The organism is Streptomyces sp. NPDC090106 (assembly GCF_044747265.1).
GTDB lineage: Bacteria > Actinomycetota > Actinomycetes > Streptomycetales > Streptomycetaceae > Streptomyces.
In genome coordinates this window covers 242,391-257,353 of record NZ_JBIVDS010000008.1, presented here as the reverse complement: position 1 = coordinate 257,353, position 14,963 = coordinate 242,391, and the positions used below count along the sequence as shown (strand labels likewise).

Below are 14,963 nucleotides of genomic sequence, written 5' to 3'. Positions count from 1 at the left end.
CCTGGTCGGGCTGGGGGGATCCCCATCGCCTCGACTCCCTCCTCCGGCTCGCGGCCGCACAGACGCCATCGCGGTGTCGGTCGAGCCCGCCGAGATGTTCGGCCCTGCGTCGCCCGACGGGCACTCACAGTAGTCGGCAACGCGTCAGGTGCGGTGGGCAGTTGACAAAGTCCCCCGGTGAGCTTCCCGCTCTGGTATGAGCCTTCGTACGACAGCCCGATAAACCCCTCAGGCCATGGAACGAATTGGACAACGCAACGATCGCCGCTGTTCAGAAACGGTCACGATCGAACGGCGGAGCCAGGCGGAGCCCCGCGGAGGAAGCCGCCCGCCGACGGGCCGCGTCGCCCCTCACCCGGCTCTGCGCCGCCGCACGGCACGGTCGGGGAGCGGCCGGGGCATCGCGGCATCGCCACCGAACGTGACCGGAAACGTCATCGGAGGCGACCGGGCGAACCGGCTCCACACACGAACAGGCACCCTCCGGTCCCGGAGGGTGCCTGTTCGGGGTACGACTCGTTCAGCCCGCCGGAACGGTCTCCGGCGCACCGCTGCCCTCGGCGGACGGCTCCCGCGTCCCGTACGTCGGCCATCCCCCGGCCGGCTCCGTCGCGATGCCACGCCACCACGGGGCGACCGGTACGGACTCCACCGCCGTCGGCTCGAAGGGCTCGCCCGCGCGGGGCAGGGCGATACGGGCGCCGGTGGCGTGGGCGGCGGCGAGGGTGCCCTCGCCGGGTTCGGCCCAGGGGTGGGGGGCGAGGTTGAAGGTGGCCCAGTGGATGGGGAGCAGCGGGCCGGAGTCGGGGCCGCCCTGGAGGTCGAGGTGGGCGCGCATGCCTTCCTCGGGGGTCATGTGGATGTCGGGCCAGTACTCGCTGTACGCGCCGATCTGGATCATCGTGGCGTCGAACGGGCCGTGTTCGGCGCCGATGTCCTTGAAGCCGTCGAAGTAGCCGGTGTCGCCGCTGTGGTAGACGCGGTGGTTCTCGCCGGCGACGACCCAGGAGGCCCACAGGGTGTGCTGGGTGTTGCGCAGACCGCGTCCGCAGAAGTGGCGGGCCGGGGTGGCGGTGAGGGTGAGGCCGCCGACCTTGGTGGCCTCGTTCCAGTCCAGCTCGCGCAGGCGGTCGGCGGAGACGCCCCAGTGTTCGAGGTGGGCGCCGACACCGAGGGGCACGGCGAACAGGGTGTCGGTGCCCGCCAGCGCCTTGATCGTGGGCAGGTCGAGATGGTCGTAGTGGTCGTGGGAGATGACCACGACGTCGACCGGGCCGAGCGCGGCCAGCGGCAGGGGCGCGGGGTGCAGCCGTTTGGGGCCCGCGAAGGGGAACGGGGAGCAGCGGTCGCCCCAGACCGGGTCGAACAGCACGCGGTGGCCGTCGATCTCCGCGAGGACGCTGGAGTGACCCATCCAGGTCAGGCGCAGGCCGGTGGCGGGCGGCCGGGCGATGTCGGCGAGGGTGGTGGGGTGCACCGGGATCGTGCCCTGCGGGGCGCGCCGCCGCCGGTCGTCCTTGTCGAAGTAGAGCTTCGCGAACTCGACCATCGAGCCGGAGGGGCGGGTGCGGGCCTCACCGCCGGGGTTCAGGAAGACGCCGTCCTTGAAGTGGGGCGATCTGCGGATGCGCGCCATGCGCTCGCCGCTCGGGTCCACGCCGAAAGCCTCGGGCTGCAGTGCGCGGAGCCCGGAGCTCAGGGAACGGGAACCGGCCACGGTACCTCCAGGTGGAGTCGGTGAGGTGTTCCATTATGGTCCGTCCCCACGACAAACCATGTTCGCCCCTGTTCTCTTCCTGATCACCGGCACGAGTCCTGGCTCACCGGCACGAGTCCCGATCGCCGACACGAGTCCCGACTCACCGGCACAAGTCCCGATCGCCTACACCAGCCCGCGCTACCTCAGCTCGCTCTCGCCCCGTTCCAGGACCTCCACCTGGTCTCCGACCGCGATCTTGCCCGTCCGCAGCACGGAGAACTTGCTGCCGAAGGCGACTCCTCCCCCGGCGGCCCTGCGGTACGCGGCGAGGGTCCGCAGGGGTTCCGGCCCGTCCTTGTCGCCGGTCTCCTGGTCGACCGTGGTCACCACGCAGCGCACGGCGAGTTTCGTGTAGCCGAGGGTGACGCCGCCGATGTCGAGGCGCCGGAGGGTGTCCTCCGTGTGCGGGGCGTCCCAGCCGCCGATGACGATGTTGGGGCGGAAGCGGTCCATCGGCAGGGGCTGCGCGCCGCGCTCCGCGAGCCGCCCGTTGAGGTGATCGAGGCTGGCGCGCGACAGGAGGTGCACGGCGCTGCTGTCGGCGTAGCCGGAGGTGCCGGGTGTCATGCCGTCGGTCACCCGGCCGTGGTCCTCCGGCACCCGCACCAGCCTGACGGGGCCGCCGAGCACCTCGGTCAGCCACCGCGCCACGGTGTCGCCCTGGTCGATCCCCCGGTACGGCGTCCCGAACATCTCGATCGGCCGCCCGGACCCGCGCGCCTCGACGTCGACGACGACCTCGCCGTGTCCCGGCGCGCGCAGGGCGAGGCGCTCGCCGCCCGCGTCGATGGCGGGCCGGATCAGTGCGAGCAGCGGGTCACGGCGCTGCGTCCGGAAGACCCCGTCCTCGCCGACCACCATGAAGGCGCGGTCGTGGGCGAGCCCGGCCGGGGTCACCACCGCCTCGCTCGCCGTCACCGAGGCGCACCCCTTGACGGGGTAGTACGTCAGCTCCGTGACCGTCCCCATGCCACGCTCCCGTTCGGATCGCCGGGCCGCCCGGCCGTCCCCGGGGAGAACCTTCCGGGACACACCATCCAGGGGGCCGCCCGGCGGCGTCAATCGCATTCGACCCATCGTCGATCGCTTCCCGCTCCCGCCGTCGAAGCCACCCGCGTGTGTCCGGCGGGGCGTGCGTTGACAGAGGTGCGCCCCGGCTCAGATACTGACTCGCCGTTCAGTAGCAGTCCATCGGGCCCTGTGCCCGCGTCGCCGTCCCCCAGGAGCCCGCATGGCCGTCCTCCCCGCCCCGCTGATGTCGCTGACCTGGACCGACCATGTCACCGGCCGCCAGGGCTTCCTGGTCGTCGACCGGCTGGTGCGCGGCGTCTCCAGCGGCGGGCTGCGCATGCGCGCGGGATGCACGCTCGACGAGGTCACCGGGCTCGCGCGCGGGATGACGATGAAGGAGGCCCTGCACTACGACCCCGACCGTGCCCAGGGGCGGTACATCCCGCTGGGCGGCGCCAAGGGCGGCATCGACTGCGACCCGCGGGACCCGGGGTCGTACGAGCTGCTGGTGCGCTATCTGCGGGCCATGAGACCGCACGTGGAGAACTTCTGGACCACGGGCGAGGACCTGGGCCTGACCCAGGACCTGGTGGACCGGGCGGCGGCGGAGGCGGGGCTCGTGTCGTCGATCCAGGCCGTGTACCCGCTGCTCGACGACGAGGCGAGCGCGCGGGAGCGGCTCGCGGACGCCTTCGCGGTCGACGTGGACGGCATCGGCCTGGACGAGCTGGTCGGCGGCTGCGGGGTCGCCGAGGCGGCGCTGGCCGCGCTGGACCGGGCCGGGGTGCCGCACGCGGGCACGCGGGTCGCGGTGCAGGGGCTCGGCACCATGGGCGGCGCCACGGCGCGCTTCCTGTCGCACGCGGGGCTGAAGGTCGTGGCCGTCGCCGACGTCAAGGGCACGGTCGCCAACCCGGCGGGCCTGGACGTCGAGGCGCTGCTCGGCGCGCGCGACTCCTACGGCACCGTGGACCGCGCGGTGTTGCGCGAGGAGGACCGTGAACTGCCGGGCGACGCCTGGCTGTCGGCGGACGTCGACGTCCTCGTCCCGGCAGCGGTCTCGTACGCGATCGACGCGGCCAACCAGGCGGAGATCAGGGCCCGTTGGATCGTCGAGGCGGCCAACATGCCGGTACGGCCCGAGGCGGAGGAGCTGCTGGCCGGGCGGGGGGTGACCGTGCTGCCCGACGTGGTCGTCAACTCCGGTACGAACGCCTGGTGGTGGTGGACCCTCTTCGGTGACATCGGGGCGGACGCGGAGGACGCGTTCGCGTACACGCGCCGCTCGATGCGGGACCTGGTGGAGCGGATGCTGGCCCGCGCGGAGGCGGACGGCACGTCCCCCAGAGCGGCGGCGCACGCGATCGTCGCGGACCGGCTGCCGGTCATCGCCGAGCGGTTCGGCTGGTACCGCTGACGGCGGGCGCACCGCATAGGGTGACGTCGTGGCGAGAGTGCGGTTGAGCGTGGCCGAGCGGCGTGAGGAGCTGCTCAGGGCCGCCGTCGGGCAGATCGAGGAACGCGGTGTGGTCGCCGTCCGGATCGCCGACGTGGCCTCGGCGCTCGGCGTGAGCAACGCGCTGGTCCTGTACCACTTCTCGACGAAGGAGAAGCTGGTGGCCGCCGCGTTCGCGCACGCCGCCGAGGGGGACCTGGCCGAGCTGGGCAAGCTGCTCGGCCGCCGGACGACCGCGCTGCGGCGGCTGCGCTCGGCGGTGCGCTGGTACGCGCCCACCGGTCCGGCCAAGGGCTGGCGGCTGTGGATCGAGGGCTGGGCCGCGGCCCTGCGCGAGCCCGCCCTGCGCGAGGTGACCCGGGACCTGGACAGGCGCTGGAAGGCGGCGCTGGCCGAGGTCATCGAGGAGGGCGTCGCGGCGGGCGAGTTCCGGTGCCCCGACCCGTCGGCCACGGCACTGCGCCTGACAGCCCTCCTCGACGGCCTCGCCGTCCAGCTGACGTCCTACGGCGGGGCCGGCGCGGGCGCCGTGTCCCGGACCCGCGCCCAGGAGTGGGTGGACGAGGCCCTGGCCCGGGAGCTGGGGCTGGACACCGGCACCCCGTCCACAGGGCCCGCTCAGTCCAGTTCGTAGACCGCCGTGATCGTGGAGGTCGCCCGGATCTCCCCCGGGGCGACCGGGACGCCCGCCCCGCCGCCCGCGGGTTCGTCGGCGGCGACGGGCGGGGCGGGGGCGAAGTAGCCGGTGTCGCTCTCGGCGAGGGAGACGAGGCGGCCGAGGCGGTGGCCGCTGAGGCGGGCGTACTGGGCCGCCTTGGCGTGGGCGTCGTCGTGCGCGGCCTTGCGGGCGCGGGCCTGGAGCGGGCTTCGGTCCTCCAGGTCGAAGGTGACGGAGTTGACGCGTCCGGCGTTGCCCGTGGCCTTGACGACGGCTTCGAGCAGCGCGCCGGTGGCGGCCACCTCGCGGACCTTGACCGTGAAGGACTGGGCGGCCTGGTAGCCCTTCAGCGTGGACGCGCCGTCCTGGTAGTCGTAGACGGGGCTGAGGCTCACGCTGTCGGTGCGGATGTCCTTCTCCGCGATCCCCTGGCCCCGTACCGCGTCCAGCAGTCTGCCCGCCGCCTTGCTCTGGGCGCTCAGCGCGGCCGTGGTGGTCTTGGCGGTCACCTCCACACCGGCGTTGACCAGCGCGATGTCGGCGGCGCCGGTCGCGCTGCCGTTCCCGGTGACGGTGACCGTGGCCGGGGCGGGGGCCTGGGCGACCCTGGCCGTGAGGGCGGGCGCGGCGACGGCCGTGGGCGCGGCGAGCAGGGGCAGGCCGAGGGCCAGGAGGGCCACGGCGGCGGCGGTGACGGTCGTACGGGGAACGGGAACGGGCATGCGCGGCCGGTCCTTCCGGGGTGCGGGTGACATGTGCGGTCATCCCAGCACCGCGTCCCGGACCGGGCCGCGCACCACTCCCGTGCGATCACCTCACTGGTCGAGCGGCCCCCGACGCCGCCGCTCGGCCCGTCGTCCTGCCGACCGCCGGTGCGGCAGCCGTCAGGCCACCTTCGTGATCCTGCTCCTGATGTCCTCCGGCGACAGCGCGCCCTTGGCGGTCACGTGGTCGCCCGAGGACTCGCCGCGCAGCCGGCGCCCGATCCACGGCACCAGGTACTCCCTGGCCCAGTGGACGTCGTCGCGCCGCACGTCGAGCGGACCGCGCGGCGGGAGCGGAGGCCACGGCTGGTCGGGGTCGACCGGGACGTCCATGCCGAGCACCTGACCGGCGCGCAGCGCCACGCGCGTGTGCCCCTCGGGAGAGAGGTGGAGCCGGTCGTCGTCCCAGGCCCGGCGGTCCTGGATCGTCTTCAGGGACCAGAGGTCGAGCACCGGGCAGCCGTACCGGTCGGCGATCGCCCGGACGTGTCCGTTGTAGGTGGCGATCTTGCCGCGCAGGTGCTTGAGCACGGGGACGCCGCGGGTGTCGAAGCCGGTCGTCACCATGACGGAGCCGACGGCGGAGGTGAGCCGGGAGACGGCCCGCTCGAACCGCTCGGCGACCTCGTCGGGGTCGGTGCCGGGCCGGATGATGTCGTTGCCGCCCGCGCAGAAGGAGACCAGGTCCGGCGCGAGGGACGCCGCCTTGGGGAGCTGGTCCTCGACGACCTGGTCGAGCAGCTTCCCGCGCACGGCCAGGTTGGTGTAGGTGAAGTCGCCCTCGGGCCGCCGGTCCGCGAGGAGTACCGCGAACCGGTCGGCCCAGCCGACGAAGGACCCGTCCGGGCCGGGGTCGCCCACACCCTCGGTGAAGCTGTCCCCCACCGCGATGTACGACCCGATCACTGCTCTGCTGTCACTCTTCGAATCGTCTGCCACGACAGGCCATGATTCACCTTCGTTTGTGACCTACGCGACCGTAGCCAGGGGTTGACTTGCGGTGAGATAAGCCACTTCTAAAGTGTTCGCCAAGCGAGGAATACAGCCCCGATCAGGGACGTTGACCGCTCAACCGCCACACCCGGAAGTCCTGGAAGCGGAAATGGCTCCAGGTGGTCCGGAAGGCGAAGTGACCGCTCGTGTAGGGCTCCGGGTCGGTGTAGTCGAAGACGAGCCGCCCGTTGTTCCACCACCGCTGGGTGGAGCCGTCGGAGAGGATCCGGACCCGGTGGGGCGCGTTCGCCACGAGCAGCGGCTCGGTGTAGTCGTAGACCAGCGGCCGGACCCCCGCCTCGCCGACGTAGCGCCGCAGCCGGGTCGTGGTGTTGGTGTTGGCGCCGTAGCCCACGTAGTACGTCTTGAGGTGGTCGTACTCGGCGAGCGCGCCGCCTCGCGGGGTGGCGAAGAGGTCGTCGGGGGAACGGACGTCGGTCGCGTTCCAGAAGTTGTTCAGGTCGGAGACCCGGTCGTTCGCGCCGCCCTCGGAGACGGGGGTCGCCGTGTACTCGATGAGGTACGGGCCGTCGAGGCGCTGCCTGAACCAGATCGTGGCCCCGGCGGGCACCTCGGCCTCCAGGGTGCCGCGCGAGGCGGTGACGGTACCGCCCTGCTCCAGTTCGACGGCCCACTGGCCCAGACCGTGCCGGAAGTCGTCGTGGGCGAGGAGACGGCGGTGGCGGGGGCCCCGGCCCGAGGCGCTCGCGCCGGCCGCGGGGGCGAGGGCCGCGAGGGCGGCGCCAGCCGCCAGGGCGCCGAAGGTTCTACGCGTGGTGGTCACGTCGGACGGTTCCTTCCGGGAGGCTGATCGAGGGCTTCGGTACGCGACGGGTCTCGGTGCCGAGGTAGTAGTCGGTGTACGTGGACTGGAGATAGCCGCGCACGGTCCAGCCGAGTCGGTACTCGGGGTTCTGGGCGAGCGTGTAGATGCGCGTCCCGGTGGGCTCGGTGGTGGTGTAGAGGCGCAGCGCGGTGTGGTCGGCGGTCTCGGCGAGGATCTCCTCGCGCCAGTCGCCGAGCAGGTCGCCGTAGAAGGGGGTGGCGTTGCGGGCGCCGGAGACGACTCCGGACGGCTCGAAGACCTTCGCGCTGGTCTGTGTGGCCGGGTCCCACTTCTCGACGTAGGTGCGGTCGAGGTTCTCGGAGGCCTTGTCGCCGTCCCACCAGATACGGAAGTTGACGCTGGGCGTGGTTGTGGACACCTTGCCGTCCTGGACGTTGCGGACGCCCGCGCCGGGGGCGGTGACGTCGGCGGTGGAGGTCCAGTACTCGTAGCCGCGGTGGCCCGGGTCGATGTCGCCGGTGCTGCCGCGGCCCACGTCGATGTCCGTGTCGTCGACCCAGTCGGCGGGGTGCTGCCCGGTGACGAGGCGTTCGCCGGTGTCGGCGTCGTAGTAGTACCAGGGGAAGTTCGGGATGACGCCCGACTCGGCCTGCTGGATGGCGAATCCTTCGAGGCCGGGGCGGTCGGGGTCGAGGTCGGCGATGTGGAAGCGGTCGCCGTGCCCGGCGCCGTCGACGACGTAGCGCAGGGTGCCGTCGCTGTTGACGACGTAGTTGCCGTCGGCGATCTCGTCCTTGCCGTCGAGGTCGACGTCGACGGTGCGGATCTGGTGGAAGCTGGTCGCACCGCTGCCGGACGGCACCACGTACTTCCAACGCGGCTTCAGATCGGTGCCGTTGAAGTCCCAGGTCTGGAAGAGGATCCGGAAGGCGCCCCGCTTGGCGCCGACGCGGGTCACCAGCTTGGTGACCAGGCTCGGGTGGACGCCGTCGAGGTAGGCGACCCCGAAGTGGCCGCCGGAGGGGCCGTCGGCGACGAAGTCGTCGGGTACGGGCTGCCGGGCGCGTTCCACGCCGGTCGCCCCGTCGACGACGGACACGAACTGGTCGGCGGGCGAGTCTGCGGTGACCTGCGAGCCGTCCGCGAAGGTGGTCCCGGCGGCCGTGTGCGTGAGCACCTCGGCCCGGCCGTCGCCGTCCAGGTCGAACACGGTGACGTTGTCGTCGTTGCGGTAGCCGCCGATGGCCGTGGAGCCGCTGATCGCCGCGGGCGCCGGGTCGTTGGCGCCGTTCCCGCCCACCTGCGTGTACGAGCCGGGCCCCTGGTCGACGCGCCACAGCCGCCGGCCGGTCAGCGTGTACGCCTCCAGCAGGTCGGGCCTGTCTCGGGTCCCGGACAGGCGGCTCACGACGAGTTCGTACCGTCCGTCGCCGTCGAGATCGCCGGGCCAGGCGTGCTGCACGGTGTAGCCGTCGGCGGCGGCGAGCGGGATCTCGGCGTACCCCTGCGCGAAGTCCAGCGCGGCCGAACCGGGCCCGCTCTCCTTGCCGTTGACGACGGCGCGCACGGTGTAGGTGCCGGCGCCGGGCGTGTCGTCCTGGTAGGTCGTGGACCGGGTGACGGGGGCGCGGTTGAGGCGTCGGCCGTTCTTGTACACGTTGAAGGCGATGGCGTCGCCGTACCGGGCGTACTCGGTGCCGAGCAGACGCCAGCTGAGGAAACGGCCGTCACCGGACGGCACGGCGACCAGGCCGCGGTCGAGGTCCTCCACGGTCCGCCGGGGCCGGTCCTCCTGCGCGGCATGCCCGGCGGGCGCGGAGAACAGCCCGGCCAGCAGGGCCGTCGCGGCTATGGCGACGGTTCTTCGACGGCGCGAACGGGTGTGCACGGGTGCTCCTTTGCGAGAGGGGCGACACCACCGGGGAAAGCGCTTGCCCCCCGATGTCGCCCTCACTCTCGCCCCACCCTCCCGCCCCTGTCGACGCCTTGGACCCCCGCGCCACAAGACCGCAATCGAGCGATCATGAACGAGCAACGCCCGTGCCGGGGAACGCCCTTGAGGAGCGGCGCCTTTGACGAGTGGCTCCTTTGACGAGGAGCACCCGCGCCGACGGACACCGAAGGCCGGACCCGGGGATCTGGGTCCGGCCTTCGGTGGCACAGGGGGGAGGCGTCCGGGGGACCGGGGTCCGAGGGAGGCGCCGACGGGAGCCGTCAGCCGACGGCGACGCCCTTCGCGCGGAGGTAGGCGACCGGGTCCACGTCCGAGCCGTAGTCCGGCGTGGTGCGGATCTCGAAGTGGAGGTGGGGCCCGGTCACGTTGCCGGTCGCGCCGGAGAGGCCGACCTGCTGGCCCGCGGTGACGCTCTGGCCCGCGGAGACGGAGAGGGAGGAGAGGTGGGCGTACTGGGCGTAGTAGCCGTCGGCCAGCTTGATGACGACCTGGTTGCCGTACGCGCCGCCCCATCCGGCGGAGACGACCGTGCCCGCGCCGACGGCCTTCAGGGTGGTGCCGGTCGGGACGACGAAGTCGACGCCCGTGTGGTAGCCGCTGGACCACATGCTGCCCGCCGTGTGGTAGGCGGTGCCGACGGTCGCGCCGGAGACGGGCAGGACGAAGCCGCTCGACGAGGTGGTGCTCCCGGACGACTCGCTGCTCTGGCTCGCCGTGCCGCCGGACGAGGAGGAGGACGAAGACGACGACGAAGACGACGACGAGGAGGATTCCTTCGCGCTCGTCGACGCGTTGCCGCCGGAGGACTTCGCCGAGCCCGACGACGACTCCGTGCGCGCGGTGGCCTTCTTGCCGATGGAGAGCTTCAGGCCGGGGTGGATCAGCGACGGGTCGGAGCCGACGGCCTCACGGTTGTCCGAGTAGAGTTTCTGCCAGCCACCGCTGACGTTCTGCTCCTCGGCGATCTTCGAGAGGTAGTCGCCGGACCGCACCGAATAGGTGTGCACGGTCGAGGTGTTCGCGGTGCTCGCCGAGTTCGCGGCACTCGTGGAGTTCGCGGCGCTCTTCTTCGCGGTGGCCGTCTTCTGGGCGACCGGAAGACTCTGAACGGGCTTTTCCGAAACGGACTGCGAAGTGGCGGCGTGGGCACCGGACGCGCCCATCAACGGCAGGGCGAGAGCGGCCCCGCCGGTTCCGGCCACGGCGATCGAGCGGGTGAGGCGCTGGGACTTCGGACGGCGGTGCTTACCCTTGGCGGGCATGACGAATTCCTCTCCGGCGCCTACGAGGTGAGCTGTCGGGTGCGGACTGGAGATGTCCGGCCGCAGCGTGTGCGGCTTTACCCCAAGCCTGTTCCGGAGACCGGGACAGGCGTTTCTACCTGTGGGTCCCCCGCTCCTGCCGGGCACGGGTGGGTGTGCGCGGGGTCCGGGCGGCGGCAGGATTAGGCGTTCCGACCGGATCGGTGGCGAACGTAAGCGAGAGAGACGCAAAGGGACAAGTGAGGGTTTCCCGGCGGAATGGATTCCCCTTGATCACCTGTGAATTTCCCGGTCACCCTCCGTATATTCGACACCGCCCGAACACCGCGAACACGCTGCGAACACAGCTGAATTACGTGAACATGACGGGCGACTCACCGTCACGGATATGACGCTGCTCACGTGCCGATTTCACAGCTCCCTTTATTCCAGAGCGAGTTGGAATGAACGATGAGGAAGGCTGCAATTCGGACAGATGGATCAGATACGACGTAGCCGGAGAACCGTCGCATCCAGATCGCCGCGCAGCCCGGTGCGCAGTCCGTGGTGCAGCAGGACGCCCCCGCGGTGGACTTCGCCCGTTTCGCGGCATTCATATGCGGCTGTCGGGTCGAGGCCGCGCAGCCGCAGCGCCGGCACGGTCTCGCCGTAGCTCTGCGCCTGGAGGCAGGCGAGCACGACGGTCTCGTCACCGAGGACGTACTGGACGGCGCTCAGACCGCCCTGGGGAGCCCGGAGGCGGTAGAGGTCGCCGCGCTGCACCAGGGGGCGGATCTCCTTGTAGAGATCGACCCATTCCCGGGCCTCGGCGAGCTCGGCCTCGCTCCACTTCGACAGGTCGCCGCCCACGCCGAGCACGCCCGCCATGGCGCTCACGAACCGGAACCGCAGCGAGCTGACGCGGTCGTTGAGCTGGTGGTTGGGGCTGTCGGTGACCCAGGCGGCCATCACGCGCGCGGGGTGGATCTGGCTGAAGCCGTGCTGGATCGTGAGCCGGTCGAGCGGGTCGGTGTTGTCGGAGGTCCACACCTGGTCGGTGCGGCTCATCACCCCGAGGTCGATCCGGCCGCCGCCGCCCGAGCAGGACTCGAAGGCCACGCCGGGGTGGGCGGCGCGCAGTCGGTCCAACAGGGCGTAGAAGGCGTGCACGTGATCGACCCACAGCCGCTGCGGGTAGGGGTCACCGGGCCAGCCCGCGTCGGTGAAGCTGCGGTTGAAGTCCCACTTGACGTAGTCGATCGGGGCGCTGGAGAGCAGGGTGTCGAGCCGCTGCCAGAGGTACTCCTGGACGTCCTCCCGCGCGAGGTTCAGTACGAGCTGATTGCGAAGTTCCGTCCGCTTTCGACCGTCCTGGTACTGCACCCAGTCGGGGTGCGCGCGGTAGAGGTCGCTGTCGGCGTTGACCATCTCGGGCTCGACCCAGATGCCGAACTGCATCCCGAGGTCGTGCACGGAGTCGGCGAGGGGCTTCAGGCCGTGCGGGAAGCGCTCGGGGTTGGGCGTCCAGTCGCCGAGCCCGGCACGGTCGCTGGTGCGGGCGCCGAACCAGCCGTCGTCGACCACGAACAGTTCGACGCCCATGTCGGCGGCCCGCCGGGCGAGGGCCGCCTGCTGCTCCTCGGAGATGTCGAAGGTGGTCGCCTCCCAGGAGTTGAACAGGACGGGCCGGTCCTGATCGGCCTGCGGGATGACGTGGTCGCGCTGGTAGGCGTGCCAGGTGCGGCTGGCGCCGCCGTGGCCGCCGTCGCTCCACAGTCCGGCGAAGAGGGGTGTCACGAAGGACCGGCCCGGCGCGAGGAGCAGCAGCCCCGACTCGTCGTGGCCGGCGCCGCCGGTGATCTGCACGCGCGCGTCCGGGAGCTGGGCGACGGCGATCCGCCAGGAGCCGGACCAGCCGAGGGCGACGCCGTAGACCTCGCCGTGCTCCTCGGTGGCGTCCGTGTCGAGGGCGACCCAGGGCAGGTGCGGGTGGCCGGTGTGGCCGCGGCGGCTGCCGATGACCTTCTCACCGTAGGTGAGGGGGGTGCGGGTGAGCCGGGACTCGGCGGCCCAGCGGCCGTGCAGCTGGGAGAGCCGCCACTGGTCGCGCTCGGGCAGGGTCCAGGTGGCCGAGTCGGCGCGCAGCAGCTCCAGGTCCTCCGTGCCCTGGTTCTCCAGGGTGACCCAGCGCTCCAGCACGTCGCCGCGCATCCGGTAGTGCAGGGTGATCGCGAGGCCCGCGTCGCGGAAGCGCAGCCGCAGCTCGTCGCCCTCGGTGTCGTACCCCTCGAAGGCCCACTCGGTGCCGCGCCGCTCGGCGGTGCGCACGGACAGGGCGGGGCGGGCGAAGCGGGGGCCGCCCTCGACGGGGTACTCCTCGCGCCCGTCGAGCGGGGACTCGAACGACGACGTCTGCGGGAGCGGCAGGGCCGCGAGGGCCTCGGCGTCGGCGAGGGTGATCGCCGCACCCCAGTGCAGGTGCAGCAGTTCGTCACCCTCGGTGAGATGGACGGCGTACCCGCTGGTGGGGCCGGTCAGGAGCCAGGTACGGCCGGCGGCGGAGATCTCCAGCATCAAATCCTCACAGAGACGAACAGTCATGCACAAGTACGAACATCATCAAGTGCCGCGGGGCCCGTGTGCAACGCCTGTGGACAACTGATTGCCCTGCGAAGCCATGTCGTATCGTCGAGGAGGCGCCCGTCGACGAGCCGCGGCGACGGAGCCGACCGGGAGGAGCCCCCGTGACGCAGCAGATCCCGTCGACCGAGCCGGAGCTGGCCGGAGTCCGCAACTTCCGTGATGTGGGCGGTCTGCCGACCGAGGACGGCCGGCGGGTGCGGTACGGAGTACTGTTCCGCAGCGGTCATCTGGCACACGCGACCGACACGGACGCCGCGTTCCTGACCTCCCTCGGGCTGCACACGGTCTTCGACTTCCGCAACGCCGCGGACCAGAAGCTGGAGGGCCCGGACGTCGACCTCACGGGCGTGCGCAACGTGAATCTGCCGCTGAGCGACCCGGCGGACGGCGCCGAGTTCTGGAAGATGGTCCGGGACGGCGACATCGAGCAGCTGCGCGGGCTGCTGGGCGACGGCAAGGCGGCGAACCGGATGATCGTGTCGTACCGCACGATCGTCAGGGAGCGCACCGCCGAGCACGCGCGGGTGCTGCACTCGCTCGCCGAGGACAGCGTGCCCGCGCTGATGCACTGCGCGGCGGGCAAGGACCGCGCGGGCCTGTCGATAGCCGTGACACTGCTGGCGCTGGGCGTGGAGCGGGAGGCGATCGTCACCGACTACCTGGAGTCCAACGCCAAGCACCGCCGCTACAAGGTGCGCCGCAGCGGCAGTGACGCCGCCGCGTACTCCCCCGAGGTCATGGAGCTGCTGAGCCCCCTGTTCGACGCGCGCGCCGAGTATCTGGAGGCCGCGTTCGAGACCATCGACGAGACCTGGGGCGGCGTCGACGCCTATCTGGAGCGGGGCCTGGCCGTGACCCCGCCGATCCGGGAGCGGTTGCGCGAGCGGCTCCTCGACTGATCCCGGGCCGGGCGGCGGGCCCGGCGGGTCACTGCCCGGCGCCCACCTCGAACAGCAGATAGATGAAGGCCGCGAAGACATGCCCCACGGCGATGTAGATGAGCAGCCGCACCCACAGGGCGCGCGGGAACTTCTCTTCCATGTCGGTCATGGCGTCTCTCCGGTGAGGGGGCCCAGGCACAGGGCGGCCGTGGGGCTCTGCAGCAGGGTGTGGACGAAGAGCAGTTCGACACCGTCGGCGTCGAGTGCGGCGATGCGGTGCGGGGTCAGCGAGTCGAAGTGCGCGCTGTCCCCGGCCCCGAGCCGGTGGGTGGCGTCCCCGAGGCGCAGCCTCAGTCGGCCGCGCAGCACGTACAGCCACTCCTCGCCGGGGTGGACCCGCACGATGTCGCCCTGGGAGCCGTACGGCACCTGGACGCGGAGCGCCTGCATGCCGCGTCCGGGCGAGCCGGCCTGGCGGTAGATCCAGCCGCCCGCCTCGGTCGGTTCCATGTCGGCGCCGCGCAGTACGGCGTCGCGTTCGGTGACCGTCTCGCCGAGCAGCTCCGAGACCGTCGTACCGTAGATACGGGCCAGCGCGAGGAGCATCGGCAGCGAGGGCTGGCGCTGTCCGGTCTCCAGCCGGGACAGATGCGCGGGCGAGAGCCCGGCCGAGCGGGCCGCGGCCTCCAGGGTGAGGGAGGCCCGGCGGCGCAGGGAGCGCAGCTGCGGGGCGACGACGGTGGTGACATCGTCCGGCGGAGGTTCCGGAGAGCTCATGCCCTCCATTCAGCCGAAGATTTGCCCCTGCGGCAAATT

At 71.9% G+C, this 14,963-nt stretch carries 13 protein-coding genes and 1 riboswitch; of the genes, 3 read left to right on the top strand and 10 right to left on the bottom strand.

Going from position 1 to position 14,963, the window contains the following annotated elements:
• Nucleotides 1-520 precede the first annotated feature (520 nt).
• Both ACIPSE_RS26220 and ACIPSE_RS26215 read right to left on the bottom strand, forming a co-directional pair.
• A complete protein-coding gene (locus ACIPSE_RS26220) occupies nt 521-1,717 on the bottom strand; it encodes an MBL fold metallo-hydrolase (RefSeq protein ID WP_401666602.1) in 1,197 nt (398 codons plus the stop codon).
• A 180-nt stretch (nt 1,718-1,897) separates the two neighbouring features.
• A complete protein-coding gene (locus ACIPSE_RS26215) occupies nt 1,898-2,728 on the bottom strand; it encodes an MOSC domain-containing protein (RefSeq protein WP_401666600.1) in 831 nt (276 codons plus the stop codon).
• 262 nt (nt 2,729-2,990) lie between these two features.
• Here ACIPSE_RS26215 and ACIPSE_RS26210 point away from each other — a divergent pair, with 262 nt between their 5' ends.
• Nucleotides 2,991-4,187 carry a Glu/Leu/Phe/Val dehydrogenase dimerization domain-containing protein gene (locus ACIPSE_RS26210; protein ID WP_401666598.1) on the top strand — a complete coding sequence of 399 codons (1,197 nt, stop codon included), beginning with the start codon at nt 2,991-2,993 and terminating at the stop codon, nt 4,185-4,187.
• Between the two features lie 28 nt (nt 4,188-4,215).
• On the top strand, nt 4,216-4,860 hold the full coding sequence (locus ACIPSE_RS26205; protein WP_401666595.1) for a TetR family transcriptional regulator C-terminal domain-containing protein: 645 nt from the start codon (nt 4,216-4,218) through the stop codon (nt 4,858-4,860).
• Here the strand turns inward: ACIPSE_RS26205 and ACIPSE_RS26200 are convergent.
• From ACIPSE_RS26200 to ACIPSE_RS26175, 6 genes are all read right to left on the bottom strand, one after another.
• Nucleotides 4,845-5,606: an SIMPL domain-containing protein gene (locus ACIPSE_RS26200; protein WP_401666593.1), complete on the bottom strand. Its 762-nt coding sequence runs from the start codon at nt 5,604-5,606 to the stop codon at nt 4,845-4,847. The genes ACIPSE_RS26205 and ACIPSE_RS26200 overlap by 16 nt on opposite strands.
• Nucleotides 5,607-5,768: 162 nt before the next feature.
• A complete protein-coding gene (locus tag ACIPSE_RS26195; RefSeq protein ID WP_401667252.1) occupies nt 5,769-6,554 on the bottom strand; it encodes an SGNH/GDSL hydrolase family protein in 786 nt (261 codons plus the stop codon).
• Between the two features lie 145 nt (nt 6,555-6,699).
• Complete coding sequence (locus ACIPSE_RS26190) at nt 6,700-7,425, bottom strand: DUF6250 domain-containing protein (RefSeq protein WP_401666590.1); 726 nt, start codon at nt 7,423-7,425, stop codon at nt 6,700-6,702.
• Nucleotides 7,409-9,316 (bottom strand): hypothetical protein, encoded by a 1,908-nt coding sequence (locus ACIPSE_RS26185; protein ID WP_401666587.1) that lies wholly within the window; start codon nt 9,314-9,316, stop codon nt 7,409-7,411. Before ACIPSE_RS26185 ends, ACIPSE_RS26190 begins: the two co-directional genes overlap by 17 nt.
• Before the next feature lie 326 nt (nt 9,317-9,642).
• Nucleotides 9,643-10,644, bottom strand: a complete 1,002-nt coding sequence (locus ACIPSE_RS26180; RefSeq protein ID WP_401666584.1) for a peptidoglycan DD-metalloendopeptidase family protein — start codon at nt 10,642-10,644, stop codon at nt 9,643-9,645.
• Between the two features lie 4 nt (nt 10,645-10,648).
• Nucleotides 10,649-10,806: riboswitch (cyclic di-AMP (ydaO/yuaA leader) on the bottom strand.
• A gap of 318 nt (nt 10,807-11,124) precedes the next feature.
• Complete coding sequence (locus ACIPSE_RS26175; protein ID WP_401666582.1) at nt 11,125-13,197, bottom strand: alpha-galactosidase; 2,073 nt, start codon at nt 13,195-13,197, stop codon at nt 11,125-11,127.
• Nucleotides 13,198-13,367: 170 nt separating this feature from the next.
• On the opposite strand from ACIPSE_RS26175, the gene ACIPSE_RS26170 reads away from it, so the two are divergent.
• Complete coding sequence (locus tag ACIPSE_RS26170; RefSeq protein WP_401666579.1) at nt 13,368-14,165, top strand: tyrosine-protein phosphatase; 798 nt, start codon at nt 13,368-13,370, stop codon at nt 14,163-14,165.
• A 28-nt stretch (nt 14,166-14,193) separates the two neighbouring features.
• Here ACIPSE_RS26170 and ACIPSE_RS26165 read toward each other — a convergent pair whose 3' ends face one another.
• Nucleotides 14,194-14,316 (bottom strand): DUF6126 family protein, encoded by a 123-nt coding sequence (locus ACIPSE_RS26165; protein ID WP_401666577.1) that lies wholly within the window; start codon nt 14,314-14,316, stop codon nt 14,194-14,196.
• Nucleotides 14,313-14,924, bottom strand: a complete 612-nt coding sequence (locus ACIPSE_RS26160) for a helix-turn-helix domain-containing protein (RefSeq protein WP_401666574.1) — start codon at nt 14,922-14,924, stop codon at nt 14,313-14,315. The genes ACIPSE_RS26165 and ACIPSE_RS26160 overlap by 4 nt, the downstream gene beginning before the upstream one ends.
• Nucleotides 14,925-14,963: the final 39 nt, after the last annotated feature.